Below are 19142 nucleotides of genomic sequence, written 5' to 3' on the forward strand. Positions count from 1 at the left end.
TTCATGTCCTGTAATCACCTCCGTGACTACATTTTAACAAAGTACTTACCTATGTTCTGACACAAACACTTACCTATGTTGTGGTATTAAAGGCTTACCTATGTTCTGACACCGGACATCCAATAAACATAAATGCGGTAAAGATTGCCCAAAGTAGCAGATAGAAACCCATACTTGCAGGGTCTGCAGCCTGTACTCCAAAGGGAGCGATCCAGATAAAGATGAGTGACCACCAGAAGAAACCGTAAGCTGTAAATGCAGTAGCTCCAAAAGTGTTGCCGCTTAAGAATTCCATTACCCCTGCAATAATTTGTGCAGCTCCTCCTAAAGCGAAGCCCATAGGCACAATAACTACAGATAGAGGGATAATGTCTGCATTATGAAGGTTTAATAAAACGGTTGTCATGCCAAAGCCGAGTAGCCCTAATGGACTTGGGTTAGCGATTGTTGAATTTGAACTCATAGTATCCTCCTAAAGACATAATTTTAACAATGCGCTATCTATTGTATACTAGAAATCAAAAAGACTTAATGACGTAAAAGAAAAAAGTTATATTTTTATATAAATTCGTACAAAAACATAACTACATGAATAATATTATAACAAGATGTGGTTTTAATAGTAAGAATTCTTCTACAGTCAAAATCTTTTATCTTAAACTCCTCCAATAAATGAGAGAGCTTTAGCGGCAATGATTTTTTGGATCTTTTATGAAGAATAAAAAAGGTATTTAAGTCCAGAGGGAATTTATTCTTTATCCCAACGAGCCCATTTTTTTAGTTCACGATGGACGAGGTCTTTTCCGCTGTTTTCTTTTAATGTATCCTGCATTTTTTTCAAGAGCAGTTCCTTGTGTTCTGGAAGTTTTCCTTTAAGGATCAGTGCATTGGTTTTATGAGTGGCATTAAAGATAACTCCAGGACTTTCAATATTCTCCAGCATTAGAATCTCTTCTTCAATGGATTCCTTCGGTGTTAATCGGATGAATTCTTTGCTGCGAATTTTAGAGATCAATGGTGCATCGGAGAAAGCTATCAAGGTTACGAGGATGATTACATTGGGTCGCAGATCAGAGAGAAGTTTTCCGGTATCCATGGCATGGACCTTTGAATATTCTTTTCCCCCAAGCCCCAACATTACATAAACAGAGTAGTTGACTTCAATTTCTTCCAGAGATTTCAGAGCCGATTTCTGTTCTGCTGCAGTTTCTCCTTTGTTATGAAAACGAAGGACTTCATCGTTGCCGGATTCCAGTCCGATGGATAACTCGTCCAACCCAGCCTCTTTGAGGAGAAGAAGTTCTTCTTTGCTTTTCCTGAGGATATCATCTGCTCTTGCGAAAGCACTGATGTATTTGATGTAGGGGAAGGCATTGCGAATGCGCTCACAGATAGCCAGCAGCTGTTCTGTTGGCAGACAAAAAGGATTGCCACCCATCATGAGGGCTTTTTTCGGTTTAACTCGAATAGGTTCATAATACTCTTTCAGTTGTACAATACTTCTTTGGATCTCTTCCATGGATAAGGGTCGAAATAAGTTCGTATGATTCAGGTCGCAATAGAGACAACGGTTCCATGAGCAGCCCACGGTGACAGGCACAGAAATAGCAGCCCCTTGAGTCATGGGTACATAATAGTATTTGCCATACATTTCATAGATATCTCTCATATTGCCACCTCTCTTTTGTTTTGTAAAGATTATATCATATTGCAAATCAGGGAAAGGAAAAAGGTACATTTGCTAAATTAAGCAGAGGTACCTTTTTTAAATCTTATTACCAAGATCCGCAATATTTTAAAGTGACAGCAGAAGATTCGGCGCCTGATTTCATGGAGCCTTCGATATTTTTCTCTTTTAAATATTCGCATAGAAAGCCTGCGATATAGCTGTCGCCAGCTCCCATGGTATCGGCTACTTCTACTGAAATAATTCCTTGATGAAAATAAATTTCGCCATTATATGCAAGGGAGCCTTTTTCTCCTCTTGTGGCGATTACGACATCAGGACCTTTGGAATGGATTTCTCTCATCTTTTTTTTCAATTCTTCTTCAGAACTTTCGTCATCGGAAAAGAAAAATAGATCGACCCATGGAATGGCGATTTTTGTGATCTTATCTTCGGGGCGATCGGTACTGTCAAAAGCTGTAAGAATCCCTGTAGACTTGATCTTTTCCAGATACTCTTCACAATGGCCCCAGAGTCCTGTTACGGCAACGTCGTGGGTGAGGATAAAATTGATATCTTCATTAGTTAAGGAAAAGGACTCCATCACACCTTCTTCATAGTCACCGAATACTCGGTCGCTATTTTCTATAGTGACATAACTAATCGCCGTTTTTCCTTCTATCTGTTTTAGATGAGAAAGGTCAACACCTTTTGAAGCAATCTGATTTTTCATTGCTTCTCCGAAGCGATCGGTGCCAACGGCACCTATATAAGAAGATTCGTGGCCTAATCGTTTGCAATATACGGCTACATTTAATGGATTACCTCCGAAGAAATATTCATCGGATTCCGTATAATAATCTACACAATTATCACCAAAACATGCAATTTTATACATAAAAACACCTCCTTAAACATAAATTTTACGGATGACGAATATTCTCTATGGATTTTTTAAAGGCAGAAAAAGGGTCCTCCATATAATGGGTTACTAATTCTATGGTTGCCCTACCTTTATATTCTTTTTCTTTCAGAGTGGATAGGATTTTTTTCGTGTCTAAAAGGCCTTCTCCTGGGATATAATGAGTATCTGTTTTACCATCGTAATCCACTAAGTGCAGATGTCCCATTTTTTCTCCCAATGTGTCAAGATATTCTTCTATGGATTCCCCTTGGGAATAGGATGCAACGAGATCGCACATTCCTAAAAGATGATCAGATGAAATCTTATCCAGTACTTTTTCTAATTCAAAGAGTTTTGTACATGTGTTGGATTCGTAAGGAGTTAGAGTTTCTAATAGTAGAATAATATCTTCTTCTTCCGCTTTTGCTACGAGAACTTTCAGGAACTTTATTAATTTTTCCATACGTTCATTTTTCTTTAAATCTTCTTCTCCATAACCTACAGAAAGTAGCATATATTCAGAGCCTAATTTTCGAGTCGTTTCAATAGCTTAAAAAAAGTAATCGGTAATTCTCTTCATTTGATTACTGTCGGCGAGCATATAATTATAGGGATAGCCATTGTGTTCTGGTGTGTAGATAGGGATGGGAAGATTGTATTTACGGCTAAGGGACAAGATTTCCTGTATTCTATCTTCGTCCATATCGAAAGGATAGGCGTGGGGGAAACCTCCCCATAACTCGATAAAATCATAATCGAGAGCCTTCGCATCGCGGAAGGCTCGCTCTAGATTTAAATATTGGTATCCGCTTGTAAATAATCCTATTTCCATCTTAATAGTCCATTTTACGATAGTAGCGTCGTGTATCTAAATCCATGCCGGTTAATTGTTCTATGGCAATATCGATACGATTGGTCACAGCATGTACGAGAAGGTGAGAGATATAGCCTCTATATTTTTCAGAAATGCCTTCGGCTTTAATATCTTTGGAGTCAATAATTTCGTGATTTTTATTCACTTTTTCTAAGAAACGAATGACTCTAATGGCTACTTCTCTTTGACTATCTTCTCCCACAAATACTGTAATAGGTGTATCTTCATAAATAATTTCCAACATTCCGTGGAAGACTTCACCTGCGTGGATAGATTTTGTTCTTATATGATGCATCTCTTCCCAATAGCACATAGCATAGGAATAAGTGGCACCGTAGATTGCACCGGCTCCTATAAAATAATGTATATCATCATGGGCGTGACGCTTCGCATAAGCTAAAGCATATTCATCAGCGTTTTTCTCAGCTTCTGCTATAACTTTTGGGAAATGTGCATCCATTTCAGAATAAAAATCATCATATTCATCAAAACATCCTTCATGATACATCAGCCTGTCTGCAACCATAAAGAATTTCAGCTGTTCATTTTTCGGTGTAGTTAGACAGATATCTGCAATCTCTGAGAGGGGAGTATCTAAAGTATCTACAAAACCTAATATTGTAGCTCCTGTTTTTTTGATGATTTCTAAGGCTTTCACCATTTCTGATGTAGTACCCGTCACGGAAGAAAATATGACTAATGTTTTATCGTGGATACGTTTATTACCAGTGTGAATATACTCTGTTGCGTTCTCTACAAAGATCTCCATAGAGGATTTTTCTTTCATATGGACATAAGCTTGAAGCCCACTAGCCCAAGTTCCGCCGATACCTAACCAGCATATTCTATTTATGCCTTTCGCCCAGATATCGTCAATTGCATTTTCAATAGAAGGACGTAGAGCTAGTCCTTTTTCCGCTAATTCGATTACTTCTGTTTCATTAAATTTATGCATTTTAACTCCTTCATTGTATGGATTTAAATTTCTTATTTTCATTATAGTCCTAGATAGAATAAAATAAAGCATTATGAATAGAAAATCGCCTCATGTGTTGAGGCGATTTTAAATTTTCTATTACTCTACTTTCAATTTTTGATAATAAGAGTCGTAAATTTTGATGGATTCTCCAACATCTTCTTGGAAGAAGATGTTTTCTTTATAATCAAAATCGAAGGCAGGATTGTTTTTATATTTGTCCGATGCTTTTTCTATAGCCGCATCATTAGGGCAAGAATATGGATAAGATTCTAAGTTTTTCGCCATTACATCAGCATCTAAAATATAATCTAAGAATTTATAAGCCATATCTTGGCTCTTTGCCCCTTTAGGGATTACATATAGGTCAATTCCTAATTGTACTTTATCTTCAGTAAATGGAGCAATTCTTAAAGTGTTATTGCCGCTTTTTTCCATTTCTTCCATAGCCCAAGCTGCATTACCGTCAAAAGAGAGCATAGTAGAAGCAACTCCACTTACGATATTTTCTTGTGTATTTCCATAAGAAACTACATTTTCATTGTATTTTACTAGCCATTCGTAAGCTTCTGCAATTTCTGTTTCAGAAGTAGAGTTTGGATCGTATCCCAATGCGATTAAAGCGATAGGGAAAAGGTTCCTTGCACTGTCAACAGAGGAGATTTGACCTTTTAATTCTGGTCTTAATAAATCATTGTAACTAGTGATATCAAAGGGTACTTTTTCCGTATCATAGACTACATAAATATAGTTCATTAGATATGGAACACAATATTCTCTTATCCCTTCATACCAATAAGTGGTATTCAAATTTTTAGAGTTTGGTAGTTTACTATGATCTAATTTTTCTAAGAAATCTCCCTCGATCAAAGATTTCATATAGGCATCGGATGTAAGGATAAGGTCAAATTCTTCCCCTCCTCCTGCAGTAAGCTTATTGACTGCATCGGCATTATCCGACATATAAGTGAAGTTCAGTTTTACATTATTATCTTTCTCAAAAGTACTTACCAGCTCCTCCGATATGTAGTCTCCCCACATCATAATGTTTAGATTAGTGGTTTCGCCTCCACCTTCTGTTTTCTCGCCTCCGCAGGCAGTCAGTCCTAGAGTCATCATGATAACTAGGCCTAGAGTTAATAATTTTTTCATGTCTTCCTCCTTAGTTTTTTTCTATATTCAAACGCATTAAAGCGAATGCTTTCTATAGTTGATTTCTCTTATGTTTCACATACTTGCTGAAGCCATCTTGTATTAAAATGCTTAATACCATAACGACGATCATCACAGTAGTTAAAGCATTTACATCCCCTGAAAGTCCTGTACGGTTAAGGGAGAGAATCAAAACAGGCAAGGTAGACTGTGTGGCTCCTGCCAGCATATTCGACATGACGACATCGTCAATGGATAAGGTAAAACTTAAAAATGTTGCTGAAATAATTCCAGGCAGGATACTTGGGATGGTTACTTTGAAAAAAGTTTGCATCCTATTTGCTCCTAAATCCATAGAAGCTTCTTCCAAGGTTTCATTATCACCGGAAATTCTGCCTTTTATGGTGACGATGGAATAAGGAATGCAAAAGATGCAGTGGCCTATCAAAATCGTAATCATCCCTAATTTTATTCCTAAAGTGATAAATATGATTAATATGGATACAGCCAGTACGATTTCTGGAACAATAATTGGTATAAAAATCATACTGTTGATAAATTTTTTTCCTCTAAATTCAAATTTCTTTAATCCTAAAGCGCCAAGGACTCCGATGGTTACACTTATCACGGTAGCTAAAACGGCTATAAGCAAAGAATAGAATAATGCATCCCACAGGGTAGTATTTTCAAATGAAAAAAGTTTAGCGTACCAAGAAGTGGTAAATCCCTGCCAAGAGATATTTCGTCTTGCATCGTTGAAAGAAAAGGCAATCATTACGACTACAGGGATATAAAAAATCGTATAGATGATGGAAGCATTGAGTGCGCCAAGGATACTATTTCGTTTTTGTTTACGTTGTTTTCTACTCCTTTTGTTCATTATAAGACCTCCATATCTTCCACTTTAGCCACTCTTGAGTAGATAAAAAGAATTAAAGCAGTAATGATCATAAGCAATACACTTAAGGCAGCTCCTAAAGGCCAGTTCCTTATGGAACAGAATTGATTCTTTATGATATTACCGATATACATTACTTTACCGCCTCCCAGTATGTCCGTAACGGTATAAATACCTAGGGAAGGAATAAAGGTTAATACAATGGCAGAAACGATCCCTGGTAAAGTAAGGGGAAGGGTAACTTTAAAAAAAGTGGATAAAGGATTGGCGCCTAAATCATAAGATGCTTCTAATAAGGAACCTTCTAGTTTCTCTATAGATGAATACATGGGCAGTACTGCAAAAGGCAGCATGCTGATGAATAATCCCAGACCCACAAGCCAGTCTGTATAAAGGAACATCACGGGTTTGTCTACAACATTTAGAATATTTACTAAGATATGATTTACAGGTCCGTTTGTTTGGAAGAATAACATGATGGAGTTCAGTCTTATCATTCCATTTGTCCAAAAAGGGATCATCAAAAGCAAAATCAGCTTTGATGCTATTTCGGGAGGTTTCCGTGCAATAAAATAGGCAAAGGGATAGCCGAATACAAGACAAAGGATAGTGGTTAAGGTGGCAACTTTAAAACTTTTCATAATAACATTCCAATAGACAGGATCTCTCAAAGAAGCATAGCTCTCTAGGGTAGGTTCATAGACTATGCCGCCAAAAGTGCCTCGAGTCATAAAACTTACTATTATGATAAAGATAAGAGGTATTGTTACGAATAAGATCATACTGAGTGATACCGGCATAACTTGGACTAAAAAGGGGAGACGATTTTTCTTTTCCATTCCTTACACCACCTTTTCCTCGGAGGAATCTTCTTTTATGGCAACGGCCTTATCTGGGTTCCAATACAAATAAAACTCTTTGCCGATATCTAACATAGAGTCTAGTTCAAATCTGGAATATTTTACTTCATAACCATCATTCGTTGAAAGAATAGCTTTCGCTAAGGTACCCATATAAACAAGATCTGTCATCTTTGCTTTTATACTAAAATGTTCAACAGGTTTTTCAGAGATCATCATATATTCAGGTCGTACAGAGATATGTATTTTTTCATCGACCTCAAATCCTTGACCTTTTACAACACAGTGTCCAGAGGAAGTTTTTACATAAAGTGTATCGTCCATCTTCTTTTCAACGATGCCTTCAAAAATATTGCTTTCTCCAATGAAATCCGCTACAAATCTTGTAGTTGGTCTATTATAGATCTTCATCGGCTCATCAATTTGGAGGAGGAGTCCTTCCGACATAATGGCGATACGATCGGACATGGTCATGGCCTCTTCCTGGTCGTGAGTCACATATACAAAGGTAATATTTAATCTTTTTTGTAATCTTTTCAGCTCGATCTGCATCTGCTTGCGTAGCTTTAGGTCTAAAGCACCTAAGAGCTCATCTAATAAGAGAACTCTAGGTTGATTGATTAAAGCTCTAGCTATGGCTATTCTCTGCTTTTGTCCACCGGAAAGCTCATCTGGTTTTCTTTTTTCATAGCCTTTCATTTGTATCAGTTCAAGCATGGCATTGACACGTTTTTTAATTTCATCCTTTGGCCTTTTTTAATAGAGGGGCCATAGGCTACATTGTCGTAAACTGTCATATGGGGAAATAATGAATAATTCTGGAAGACGGTATTAACATCCCTCTGATAAGGTTCTTTGTCTTCGACTCTTTCTCCTTGAACCTCGATGGTACCAGAAGTAGCATCTTCAAAGCCTGCGATCATTCTTAAAGTCGTTGTCTTTCCACAGCCGGATGGACCTAATAAAGTGAGAAACTCTCCTTCCATGACTTCAAGATTCATATTTTTTACGACATGATTCTTGCCGTACCATTTGTCTACGTTTTTAAGGGAGACGATTGATTTTTTCAAAATTCGCACCTCGTAATTGTATATTTTATGTATTCAATGACTTAATATAAATCGTTTTCCACTTTTGTTATATATATCAATAATATTACTGTATAATTTGATTGTTTGTTGGCTAAATAGCTTTCCTAAATTCGGAAATCGGTTTATATTGACTCTATTATACTTCTTAACATTTTCAAATTCACTGTTGTTTAGAATTGATTTAAAATACATTTAAAACAAAATATATATAAATCATTATCTACAGATTTAATATATTTTTTTGTGTTATAATAAAATGAATAAAATACTATTATAGACGAATTTATTCGGAGGTATATAAAATTTATATAGAGGTATATAAGATCTAGGGATAGACAAAAAACGCTATAAATACAAAGAAAATAAGGGTTATTGGTTTTCAAGAATATTGTTATAAAATATGTATTTTATTATAATTTATTTTAAGTATAAATGAGAGAGGATAGTGTTCAGTCCTGTGTAAAGAATGTTAATTATTGTGAAAACAAAAGACGATAAGAAACGGGTTAGTGAATGAAAGAGTAAAAGGGAGAACTGAATTTATGAATAATGAGGATGTCTTTTAGGAAAGTAGGGGGAAAAAATGACAGCCAGATGTAATATTACAAAAAGTTTTTTGCTAAAGGTATTGGATGAATCGCAGCAAGGGGTTCATATTGTCGATGAAGAGGGCAATACGCTCTTATACAACAAAACGGCAGAGGCTATTGATGGCATGACTAAAAAAGAAATGATTTCTAAGAATATGAAGGATTTAGTGGATTGTGGAACGTTTTCTACTTCTGTAGCATTGGATGTGATAAAAACGGGGGAAGTTAAAGAAGTCATTCAAAATATTAAAGATAAAACAGTTGTTGCAACAGGGATTCCAATTTATAACAAAAAGAAGCTGGAGGCTGTAGTAGTATTTAGCAAAGATTCCAAAATGTTGGAAGAAATGGTTTTACAAATGAAAAATCTTCTCATCGATAACAATGCAATTTCGGAATATTTATCAAAACAGCAAGTAAATAATTATAGAGAAGATATGGTTATTGCGAATTCAAAGGCTATGAAAAGAACGATGAAATTAATTGAAAGAGTGGCACGATTAGATACACCTATTTTTTTGCTAGGGGAGGTGGGGGTAGGAAAAACAATGTTTGCAGAGTACATACATAATATGTCCCTTCGTAGCAGTGAGCCTTTTATTAAAATTGATTGTTCTGCGATTCCGGAAGCGATTATTGAGAAGGAATTATTTGGTTCCTTCGATAATGATGCTGGTTTAGATGAGAACTCTTTACTTTACAAAGCCATAGGAGGCACTTTGTTTTTTGATGAGATTGCAGATATGCCTTTGTCTTGTCAGAAAAGAATGGTCTATGTCTTAAATAAGCTGCGTTTTGGAGAGAAAGAACAAGGGATTAAAAACTATCAGAATATTCGTATTCTTTCTGCATCCAATGAAAATGTTAAGAAAAATGTATCTTCAGGACGGCTTCGAAAAGATTTGTATTATAAGTTGAATATTATTCAAGTGAACATCCCTTCTTTACGAGAACGTTACGAGGATATCCTTTCATTGATTGCTGTATTTTTAAATAAATATAACCGAGTCTATCTTGAAAAAAAGATGCTTTCTCCAAAAGGTAAAAAACTTCTTCTTAATTATGGATGGCCTGGAAATGTGAGCGAGATGGAAAATGTAATTGAAAGACTTGTTGTGACTTCTGAGAGAGATCTCATCAAGGAAGAGGATATCATTGAATTGATAGGAGATGGATATATGCAGATGGGGGAAGGGGCGAATTTAAAGGAAAAAGTGGAGCATTATGAGAAAAGGCTGATATTAGAGTATAGCAGACAGTCCTCCTGTATGAAAGAGCTTTCCATGCTTGCAGGGATTAATGAATCGACATTACGGAAGAAAATTACCCGATATGGGATAAATATTACATTTAATTAATAATTAGGGTTGGAAAAAATTCCGTTTATTTTGAATTTTTTCCAAATGAAATTTCTTAATAAAATGCTGTTCCATTCCTCTGAAATGGATTTTGGAAAAAAATCCATTTTGATTTATGGAAAAGGCGATTCCGATGGTTATTCTAGAAAGGTTTTCTTAGCTAAATTTTTGAAAATAGAAAAAGAGTTATTTAGAATGAGCTTAACCTGATAAAAGTTCAGGAAAACATTTTAGAAAAAACAGGAGGAATTAAAAATGACAGAGAAAAAAATCAAACAGCCGGCTACAGCATTTGCATCACCAAGATTTGTAAACACAGGAAATTTTATGAGGATGCAGCGATTTGAAGGAGCGGAAGGACTGGACTTTGCTATTTACGGAATTCCTTTCGATACTGCATCATCCTATCGATCAGGAGCTCGATTTGGTCCACAAGGGATTCGAAATATCTCAGTAATGATGAAGGCGAACAATCCCGTTCATGAAGTAAATATTCTAGATTATTTAAAAGGCGGAGATTTAGGGGACGTTAACGTAGTTCCTGGATACATACATCCTACCTATGATGCCATAGAGGAATTTGCCTCTGCAATTATCGAAGCAGGTGCGTTACCAATAGCTTTAGGAGGAGATCATTCCATCACCTTAGGAGAGTTAAGAGCCATAGCAAAAAAACATGGACCAGTATCTCTACTCCATTTTGATTCGCATGCAGATATTAACGATGAAGTTTTCGGTGAAAAATATAATCATGGTACACCTTTTAGAAGAGCTATAGAAGAAGGACTAATCGATCCTCATAAATCCGTTCAAATCGGCATGAGAGGTTCTATATATGATGCAGGAGAATTCAAGCTTGCAAAAGATTTAGGATTAACTTTGATACCGACTCATAAAGTAAGAGAGATGGGGATTGCAAAAACCATTGAGAAAGCAAGAGAAGTGATTGGTGACAATAAGACATTCCTTACTTTTGACATTGACTTTATAGATCCTGCTTATGCACCAGCGACAGGAACACCTGAAGTAGGGGGGTATACTTCCTTAGAAGGTATTGAAATGATAAGAAGACTAAAGGGATTAAATTTTGTAGGAATGGATATCGTAGAAGTTGCTCCACCTTATGATCATGCAGAAGTAACATCCCTTCTTGCAGCGAATCTTGTATTTGAATTTTTGTCTATCCTAGCCATTAACAAGAAAGAGCAGCAGAACAATGGATAAGGATGTTTTCGCAAAAAAGACTCTGAACAGAAAGGAGATTCTAGATTTAAATTTAGATTTAGAAGATTTGAATCAATTAGACTCTTTTGAGCTAAGTAAGAGTGATTATAGGACAGGTGCGATAAAAAGTTTGATTTTTACAGCGATCGCCATATTTATTTTCTTTATTCCTATTACGATAAACGGAGAGACCGATATTACATTTGGGATAATTTATAATGGCCTTATGAAGCTAGCAGGACTCCCAGGTCTTTGGTTTATTGTACTTATCACCATAGCTACTGCTATTTTGAGTATCTATGGAAAGGTTTTTGCGAAATCCGGAAGAATTTATGAGTATTTCAAAGGAGACTCCTTCGTACAGCCGATCATTTATAGTTTAGGTGCAGTGTTTGGCTTGCTTTATGCCTTGACAGTATCAACAGGTTTTGCTGGACCTGAAATCATTGTGGGAAAATCAACAGGAGGAACTGTAATTCCTTCCATAGCAGTTGCTGTCTTTTGGATTATCACTGTTTCCTCAATCTTTATGCCTTTTTTAATCAATTATGGATTCATTGAATTGATTGGTGCTTTAATGGAACCTCTTATGAGACCTGTTTTTAAGCTTCCAGGTAGAGCTGCGATAAATGCTTTAGTTTCGTTCTTGTCCAGTTCTTCTGTAGGAGTTCTTATAACAAATAAGCTATATAGAAAAGGTGTCTATACAGAGAAAGAAGCAGTATTAGTGGCAACAGGTTTTTCTGCTGTATCCGTGGGGTTTGCCTATATGGTTATTAAAACGGCGGGATTGCAAGAACGATTTGCTTTTGTATACTTATTATCATCATTAATGACATTATTAATATCTGGTATCGTTGCTAGGATACCCCCTTTCAATAAGAAAAAAGATATCTATTTGAATGGTAAGGTACAAACTATTGAAGACATAAAAGCTACAAAAAGTACGGCTAAACAAGGGATCTTAAAAACCGCAACCTCAAGAGCGATTAAAAAAGCTTATATGGCACCTCCTTTAGTAAATGAGATAAAGGGAAGCTTAAGAGATGGTTTGGAAGTTATTCCTAAGGTTGTAAGTTCACTGGTTGCAATTGGTACAGGAGCTTTAATTATTGCAGAAAACACACCTGTCTTTGATATCTTAGGAAGATTATTTATTCCGTTATTAACATTGCTTCAAGTTCCCAATGCTGCAGAAATAGCACCCTCATTTCCAGTGGGAATAGCAGAAATGTTTCTACCCGTGCTTTTAATAGCGGAAAAAGTAAATGTATTAGAACCTGGTGCGAGATTTTTAGTCGTTGCCGTATCAATATCACAGATTATCTTCTTTGCGGAAACCATAGTCGTTATGATGTCATCAAAACTTCCCGTTAAATTATGGGAGCTCGTTGTAGTATTTTTAGAAAGAACAATTATAGCGATATTAATAGGATCATTGTTTATGCATCTATTTTTCTAAAAGGAGAAAAGAGTATTTAATACAAATAGTTTTTTAATAGGGCTACCCCCCCTAATTAGAGAAATATAAGAAAAACCGAGAAGAAAATGCTGATTCTTCTCGGTTTTTTGTGTATTTAACTTTCTTCTAAATATTAATATTTTGTTTTCCAGCCATGGCTTGTGATATTTCATACATGGGTGGATTTTTACCGGAAAATTCATCCATGATTTTTCCTTCGTACATTACGATCAGGCGATCAGAGACTTTTAGAACTTCATCTAAGTCTGCAGAGATCATTAGAATAGCACAACCATTATTTCGTGCTTGCACCATGCTGTCATGAACGAATTGGGTGGCTCCGATATCTAGACCTCTAGTAGGGTGAACTGCAACGAGGACTTTTGGTTTTGCATCCAGTTCTCTTGCTAGAATAACTTTTTGCTGATTTCCGCCAGATAGATTTTTCGTTAATTCACCTATATCGGATGCTCTAATATCAAATTCTTCTTTCATTTTTAGAGCATAATCCTGTATAGATTTCTTTTTGAGTTGTAAGCCGTTATGGGTAGAGAATTCTTCTGAATTGGTTGATTTCAAGATCAAATTATCAGAAATAGTCATATCTCCCACTAATCCCATTCGATTACGATCTTCTGGAATATGTCCGATTTTCTCTTTGATAAATTCATTGGGCTTAAAATGTTCTACCTTTTTGCCATAGAGGTATAATTCTCCGCTAACAGGTTTGATCAAACCTGTTAGCAATAAGGCTAATTGCGATTGTCCGTTACCATCAACACCAGCGATGCCTAATATTTCTCCAGGAAGAATTTTTAAGTTAATATTCCTTAAACTATTATGTTTCGAATCTGGATTAAAGTTCACATCTTTCAATTCGATAAAAGGTTCCAGATTAGAAGTAACTTTCTCGTACTTGCTCGTCGTAAGCTCTCTACCTACCATTAGATTTGCTAATTCTTGTGCACTTGTTTCATGGATAGGCACCGTGTCTACAGCAACGCCCGATCGAAGGATGGTGATACGATCGCTTAAGTGCATTACTTCTTTCATCTTATGAGAGATAAAGATAATAGATTTTCCTTCAGTTTTGAGTTTTTGGATGATGTCGTACAATCCAGCGACTTCTTCATCGGTCAGTACTGCAGTGGGTTCGTCCAATATAAGGATGTCTGCTCCTCGATAAAGAGCTTTTAGGATTTCAACCCTTTGTTGTTCGCCGATGGAGATATCCGTAAGTTTTGAATCCAAGGCTACATGAAGTCCATATTTATCGCATAGTTCAGTAATCTCTTTTTGAAGCTCTTTTTTGTCGATAAATAGTTTTTTATCATTGGATCTACCGGTTTTTCCTAAAATAATATTCTCAAAAACCGTCATGTTTTCAATCAACATAAAATGTTGATGAACCATTCCAATCCCTAAAGACACTGCTTTTGACGGGTTGTCAATTTCAACTTTCTCTCCATTAATATAGATGCTTCCTTCAGTAGGTTTATAAAGGCCGCATAAGCAGTTCATAAGAGTGCTTTTGCCTGCGCCGTTTTCTCCTAGAAGGGTGAGTACTTCTCCTTTATCCAAGTAGATACTTACATCTGTATTTGCTTTGAAACTGCCGAACTGTTTCGTGATATTCCGCATTTCCATTAAATGTGTCATAGCTGCTCCTGATCTGTTACTGAGGGTTGTCGATGTCGAAATTACCTGTTTTTATACCTTCTACGATTTCATTGAATCTTGTTTGAGCTTCTTCTTTTGCACTTTCTCCGAAGCGGCCGATTGTAACAACATTATTTTCTAAACTACCTTCAATAATTTTGTTTCCGTATTCATTGTTTTTAACTTCCTGCATAGCAATTTTTAACAATTCTGTATTACTTGTTACGATACTTGTTAAGATTACTTTTGGATCATCATCTAAGAAATCATCTGGTTGTGCGATTGCCCATCTTTTTTCCATGTCGCGGATTCCTTCGCGTACTCCTGCATCGATAGCGCTAGCGTGTCCGTAGAATACATCTACATCATTTGTAGAAACCATAGAAGCGGCAATTTCTTTTCCTTTTGCAGTATCATCGTATGAATTAGCCATAGCAGTGGAAACTTTTACATCAGGATTAGTAAATTTTGCACCTTTTTCATAATATTCCATCATTGTAACAGTAGGAGTTATTTCCATTCCGCCTACAAAGCCTACAGAGTTTGTTTCAGTTTGAAGTCCTGCAAGAGCTCCTGCAATAAAGCCGATTTCTTTGTTGTTAGGCAATAATGACGCTACATTTTCGGTATGAGTGTCACCATTCAAAATCGCGAACTTAGTATCTGGAAAATCTTTTGCAACTTCTAACACTGCATCTGTAAATTCATTTCCAGGAGCGAATACTAGATTGTATCCTAAATTTGCATATTCTCTGATAGTAGTAACATAATCTGTTTGTGCGACATTTTCAGTATATGTAGTTTCAAATCCTTCTGCTTCAGAAGCGGCAACCATCGCGTTATAGGCGCTTGTATTCCACCCACCGTCTGCTATAGGTGCATTTGTGATCATCGCTACTTTATATTCTGTATTACTAGCATCATCCCCCGAGGCTTGATCATTTGAAGTTCCGCCTCCGCAAGCAGTTACAAAAAGCATTAAACTAGCTAATAACAAACAGCCTATCCATTTTTTAGAATTTGTTCTCATTTTCTTACCTCCATAGTTTTTGTTGTGTTATTAATTAAACTTTGTTAAACTGATGATAACGTTAAATAGATGATAACTTAATAGGGTGTTTGTGTCAATAAAATATTAGTTGATAAAATCGTTATACCTGTTGAAAATACAACGTTATTAGCGGTTGGTTTTTTGTGTGAGATTAATAAGACATATACTTAGGAAAATACTTTCCCAAGTGATGAATGGAGGTTGGAAAAGTGTTTAAAGACAAGTCGCTCTCTGTTTTGATACCAATTGTTTCGATAATTATGGCTTTCATTGTAGGAGGGATTATAATGGCAGCTACAGGACAAAATCCCTTAGAAGCCTATGGTTTTTTACTTAGAGGTGCATTTGGAAGTGTTGGTTCAATCGGGGAAACTTTTGTAAAAGCAATCCCATTAGTATTTACAGGGTTGGCAGCAACGTTTGCTTATCGTTGTGGAATATTTAATTTAGGAGGAGAAGGACAGTTCATTATGGGGGCTGTTGCCAGTGCTGCATTGATAACAGTATTTACAGAGACTATGAATCCAGTAATATTGTTAATAGTCAGTTTAGCTGCAGGTATAATAGCAGGGGGACTCTGGGGAGTGATACCAGGGATATTAAAAGCCTATTTTTCTCTAAATGAGATGATTGTTACTATATTATTAAATTACATAGCGATACTATTTATGGATTATTTATATTCTGGTCCTTTGAAAGAAGCTAATATTCCGCAAACTATGGCAGTAGCTCAAGAGTCGCAATTAGCGAAAATATTTCCAGGTACTCGTATCCACTTAGGTTTAATTATTGCTATTATTGTTGTTGCCGTGTTATATTATTTTCTTTTTCATACTGCGAATGGTTTTAAATTGAGAGCAGTTGGACTAAATCCTGAAGCTAGCAGAGTTAATGGTTATGATGTTAAAAAAATTCTTATTCTGACGTTTATTATTTCAGGCGCTATCGCGGGATTAGGAGGAAGTGTAGAATTACATGGAGCGCAATATCGACTAATGGCAGGTTTTGGTGACGGTTTTGGTTTCGATGGTGTAGCCATAGCGTTAATCGGACAGCTAAATCCTATAGGAACCTTGCTTGTAGCTTATTTCTTTGCGGTTCTTAGAACGGGAGCAAATGCGATGCAGATAGCTACCGGGATTTCCACTACTGTTGTTGATATTATTCAAGCGTTGGTTATTATATTCGTTATAGGATCTTCTTTCTTTACTTCTCAAAATATACTTCCTAAATTTTTCAATCGGTTTCATAAAGGAAAGAAAGATAATACAGCAGAGGAGGTACTATGATGACAAATATATTATTTTCTCCAGAGTTTATAACTGAATTACTTGTGGCTACCATTCGTATGGCTATTCCCCTTCTTTTAGTAGCATTTGGTGAAATGTACTCAGAAAAGGCTGGACTCGTTAATATCGGACTAGATGGAATAATGACAGTAGGAGCGCTTTTTGGGTTTTTGGGTACTTTTTATTCTGGAAACCCTTTAATTGGAGCGCTTTTTGGAATAGTAGCAGGGATTATATTTAATATGATTTTTGCTATTATGACCATATCCTTAAGATCAAACCAGATAGTGACAGGGATGGCATTAAATATCTTAGGACCTGCAGTTGCTACATTTATATACCGTCAAGCTTTTGGAATTCAATCTTCATTGGAGAAAGTTCCGTTATTTCAGAACATGAAGATTCCCTTATTAGGAGAACTTCCTTTTGTTGGGGAACTGCTGTTTAATCATAATATATTAGTATACTTCTCTTACTTACTAGTGGTATTTTCAGTAATTTATTTCAATAAAACGAAATCTGGACTGAATTATATCGCGGTAGGAGAATTTCCCCACGCTGCAGAAACTTTAGGAATTAATGTCATGCAGAAAAAGTATATAGCATGCATTATTTGTGGAGCATTATCTGGTCTAGCTGGTGCTTATTTAACAACTAGTTATATCAGCTCGTATTCGGATGGTATTGTTGCGGGTAGAGGATTTATAGGGCTTGCAGCGGTGATATTTGGAAGATGGAAGCCGGTTGGGGTATTATTAGCTACAGTATTGTTTGGTTTTGCAGATGCATTACAATTGAGATTGCAGCTTATAAATTCAGATTTGCCTTATCAAATACTGGCGATGCTACCATATTTGATGACATTATTTGCGTTAATATTTTTCGGAAGAAAAAATGCAGGACCGAAGTCAAATGGAAAACCTTACTATAAGGAGGCTAAATAATGGACTACATTAATTTGCTGAGAGAAGCGAATAAAGAAGCTATTAAATCTAAAGAGCGTGGCAATCATCCCTTTGGTGCTGTTTTAGTAGATGAGAAGGGAGAGGTACTTCTTCGACAAGGTAATTTAGAAGTAACTGAAAATATTTCAATTGGACACGCTGAGACAATGCTTATGGAGGCAGCGGGAAAAAAATACTCCAAAGAAGAATTATGGAATTATACCATGGTTACAACTTGTGAGCCTTGTGTAATGTGTTGCGGAGCTTGTTACTGGACAAATGTCGGACGAATTGTATATGGTTTGTCTGAAGCGATGTTGTTAAAACTTACAGGTGATGATGAAAGAAATCCAACTTTTGATTTATCGTCAAGAGAAGTTATTTCAAAAGGTCAGAAAGAAATAGAAATTGTAGGTCCTTTTCCAGAGTTGGAAGAAGAACTTTTAGAGGTGCATAAAGGATATTGGAATAATTAAGGAGGTTTCCTTTGAAAGTAATTGGAAGAGAAGTTATAGAACTTTTAGCAGAGAATGAAACAAAGGTTGGAAAGTTGTATGAAGCAATTGCTAATAGTAGTCGCATGAACATTGGATCAGATTTTTTTGTAAGCTTAGCAAAAGATGAATATATGCATCATAATTATTATAAAGAGATGCTGGCAGATGAAGAAGGAGTAAAAGCTTTAGATGTTGAATTGACAGAAGAAGAGAATTCATATCTACACAGTATTATGGAATCTAATGTAATGAAATATCAGGATGAGTTGATAGAAAAGGCGAAAGTTATTTGGAAAGAAGAAGACGCTTTTATTATTGCAGATAAAATTGAAAGAGAAACAATTCTACTTGTTTACGAGATCCTTCAATTATATCCATATTTTTCGCCAGAATTAATGGGAAAAATTTTACGTGAGGAAAAACGACATTTATCGAAAGTAAATAAAGCATATAGTGAATATAGAATGAAATATAATATATAATTCTGCTTATATGAAAAACTAAATTCATAATAGTATGATTAAAATAAAAAATCGAGAGACTGTGTAATATTTTGTGTATAGAACCTCCTGATTAGGGTAAAGAAAAACTAATCAGGAGGAATTTTTTATGCCAAGAAAAAGACCCGAATCAAGAGGAAGTAAAAT

At 35.9% G+C, this 19142-nt stretch carries 20 protein-coding genes; 7 read left to right on the forward strand and 13 right to left on the reverse strand.

Annotated features, from left to right (window positions below; all coding sequences use genetic code 11):
• Positions 1-94: 94 nt before the first annotated feature.
• The 11 genes from ACTQ46_RS10245 to ACTQ46_RS10295 all read right to left on the reverse strand — a co-directional run bounded on the left by ACTQ46_RS10245 (position 95) and on the right by ACTQ46_RS10295 (position 8400).
• Positions 95-463 (reverse strand): acetate uptake transporter, encoded by a 369-nt coding sequence (locus ACTQ46_RS10245; RefSeq protein WP_441749598.1) that lies wholly within the window; start codon positions 461-463, stop codon positions 95-97.
• A gap of 285 nt (positions 464-748) precedes the next feature.
• A complete protein-coding gene (locus ACTQ46_RS10250) occupies positions 749-1669 on the reverse strand; it encodes a radical SAM protein (RefSeq protein ID WP_441749600.1) in 921 nt (306 codons plus the stop codon).
• A 106-nt stretch (positions 1670-1775) separates the two neighbouring features.
• Positions 1776-2564, reverse strand: coding sequence for a fructoselysine 6-kinase (frlD, locus tag ACTQ46_RS10255; RefSeq protein WP_441749602.1), 789 nt, complete (start codon positions 2562-2564; stop codon positions 1776-1778).
• Positions 2565-2589: 25 nt separating this feature from the next.
• Complete coding sequence (locus ACTQ46_RS10260; protein WP_441749633.1) at positions 2590-3117, reverse strand: TIM barrel protein; 528 nt, start codon at positions 3115-3117, stop codon at positions 2590-2592.
• A gap of 3 nt (positions 3118-3120) precedes the next feature.
• Positions 3121-3402, reverse strand: a complete 282-nt coding sequence (locus ACTQ46_RS10265) for a hypothetical protein (protein ID WP_441749603.1) — start codon at positions 3400-3402, stop codon at positions 3121-3123.
• A gap of 1 nt (position 3403) precedes the next feature.
• A complete protein-coding gene (locus tag ACTQ46_RS10270) occupies positions 3404-4399 on the reverse strand; it encodes an SIS domain-containing protein (protein ID WP_441749605.1) in 996 nt (331 codons plus the stop codon).
• Positions 4400-4519: 120 nt separating this feature from the next.
• Complete coding sequence (locus ACTQ46_RS10275; protein WP_441749607.1) at positions 4520-5572, reverse strand: ABC transporter substrate-binding protein; 1053 nt, start codon at positions 5570-5572, stop codon at positions 4520-4522.
• Between the two features lie 52 nt (positions 5573-5624).
• A complete protein-coding gene (locus ACTQ46_RS10280; protein WP_441749609.1) occupies positions 5625-6452 on the reverse strand; it encodes an ABC transporter permease in 828 nt (275 codons plus the stop codon).
• Positions 6452-7309, reverse strand: a complete 858-nt coding sequence (locus ACTQ46_RS10285; protein ID WP_441749611.1) for an ABC transporter permease — start codon at positions 7307-7309, stop codon at positions 6452-6454. Before ACTQ46_RS10285 ends, ACTQ46_RS10280 begins: the two co-directional genes overlap by 1 nt.
• A 3-nt stretch (positions 7310-7312) precedes the next feature.
• Positions 7313-8047: an ABC transporter ATP-binding protein gene (locus tag ACTQ46_RS10290; protein WP_441749613.1), complete on the reverse strand. Its 735-nt coding sequence runs from the start codon at positions 8045-8047 to the stop codon at positions 7313-7315.
• The gene (locus ACTQ46_RS10295) at positions 8035-8400 is read right to left on the reverse strand and encodes an ABC transporter ATP-binding protein (protein ID WP_441749615.1); all 366 of its coding nucleotides are present in this window, start codon (positions 8398-8400) and stop codon (positions 8035-8037) included. Before ACTQ46_RS10295 ends, ACTQ46_RS10290 begins: the two co-directional genes overlap by 13 nt.
• 604 nt (positions 8401-9004) lie before the next feature.
• On the opposite strand from ACTQ46_RS10295, the gene ACTQ46_RS10300 reads away from it, so the two are divergent.
• The 3 genes from ACTQ46_RS10300 to ACTQ46_RS10310 all read left to right on the forward strand — a co-directional run bounded on the left by ACTQ46_RS10300 (position 9005) and on the right by ACTQ46_RS10310 (position 13055).
• Positions 9005-10369, forward strand: coding sequence for a sigma 54-interacting transcriptional regulator (locus tag ACTQ46_RS10300; protein ID WP_441749617.1), 1365 nt, complete (start codon positions 9005-9007; stop codon positions 10367-10369).
• A gap of 255 nt (positions 10370-10624) precedes the next feature.
• The gene (gene speB / locus ACTQ46_RS10305; protein WP_441749618.1) at positions 10625-11593 is read left to right on the forward strand and encodes an agmatinase; all 969 of its coding nucleotides are present in this window, start codon (positions 10625-10627) and stop codon (positions 11591-11593) included.
• Positions 11586-13055 (forward strand): YjiH family protein, encoded by a 1470-nt coding sequence (locus ACTQ46_RS10310; protein ID WP_441749620.1) that lies wholly within the window; start codon positions 11586-11588, stop codon positions 13053-13055. Before speB ends, ACTQ46_RS10310 begins: the two co-directional genes overlap by 8 nt.
• Before the next feature lie 126 nt (positions 13056-13181).
• On the opposite strand, the gene ACTQ46_RS10315 is transcribed toward ACTQ46_RS10310, so the two are convergent.
• Positions 13182-14714 (reverse strand): ABC transporter ATP-binding protein, encoded by a 1533-nt coding sequence (locus ACTQ46_RS10315; protein ID WP_441749622.1) that lies wholly within the window; start codon positions 14712-14714, stop codon positions 13182-13184.
• A gap of 16 nt (positions 14715-14730) precedes the next feature.
• A complete protein-coding gene (locus ACTQ46_RS10320; RefSeq protein WP_441749624.1) occupies positions 14731-15744 on the reverse strand; it encodes a BMP family protein in 1014 nt (337 codons plus the stop codon).
• A 308-nt stretch (positions 15745-16052) separates the two neighbouring features.
• On the opposite strand from ACTQ46_RS10320, the gene ACTQ46_RS10325 reads away from it, so the two are divergent.
• Genes ACTQ46_RS10325 through ACTQ46_RS10340 form a run of 4 tightly spaced genes read left to right on the forward strand, consistent with a single transcriptional unit; the run spans position 16053 to position 18977 of the window.
• Positions 16053-17054, forward strand: a complete 1002-nt coding sequence (locus ACTQ46_RS10325) for an ABC transporter permease (protein ID WP_441749626.1) — start codon at positions 16053-16055, stop codon at positions 17052-17054.
• Entirely contained in the window at positions 17054-17998 is a 945-nt protein-coding gene (locus ACTQ46_RS10330; RefSeq protein WP_441749628.1) for an ABC transporter permease, read from the forward strand. Before ACTQ46_RS10325 ends, ACTQ46_RS10330 begins: the two co-directional genes overlap by 1 nt.
• On the forward strand, positions 17998-18474 hold the full coding sequence (locus tag ACTQ46_RS10335; RefSeq protein WP_441749629.1) for a nucleoside deaminase: 477 nt from the start codon (positions 17998-18000) through the stop codon (positions 18472-18474). Before ACTQ46_RS10330 ends, ACTQ46_RS10335 begins: the two co-directional genes overlap by 1 nt.
• Positions 18475-18485: 11 nt before the next feature.
• Complete coding sequence (locus ACTQ46_RS10340) at positions 18486-18977, forward strand: hypothetical protein (RefSeq protein WP_441749631.1); 492 nt, start codon at positions 18486-18488, stop codon at positions 18975-18977.
• The last annotated feature ends 165 nt before the right edge of the window (positions 18978-19142 follow it).

Origin of the sequence: Gallicola sp. Sow4_E12 (assembly GCF_052116305.1) — a bacterium.
In the GTDB taxonomy this organism is placed as follows: domain Bacteria; phylum Bacillota; class Clostridia; order Tissierellales; family Peptoniphilaceae; genus JBQKLI01.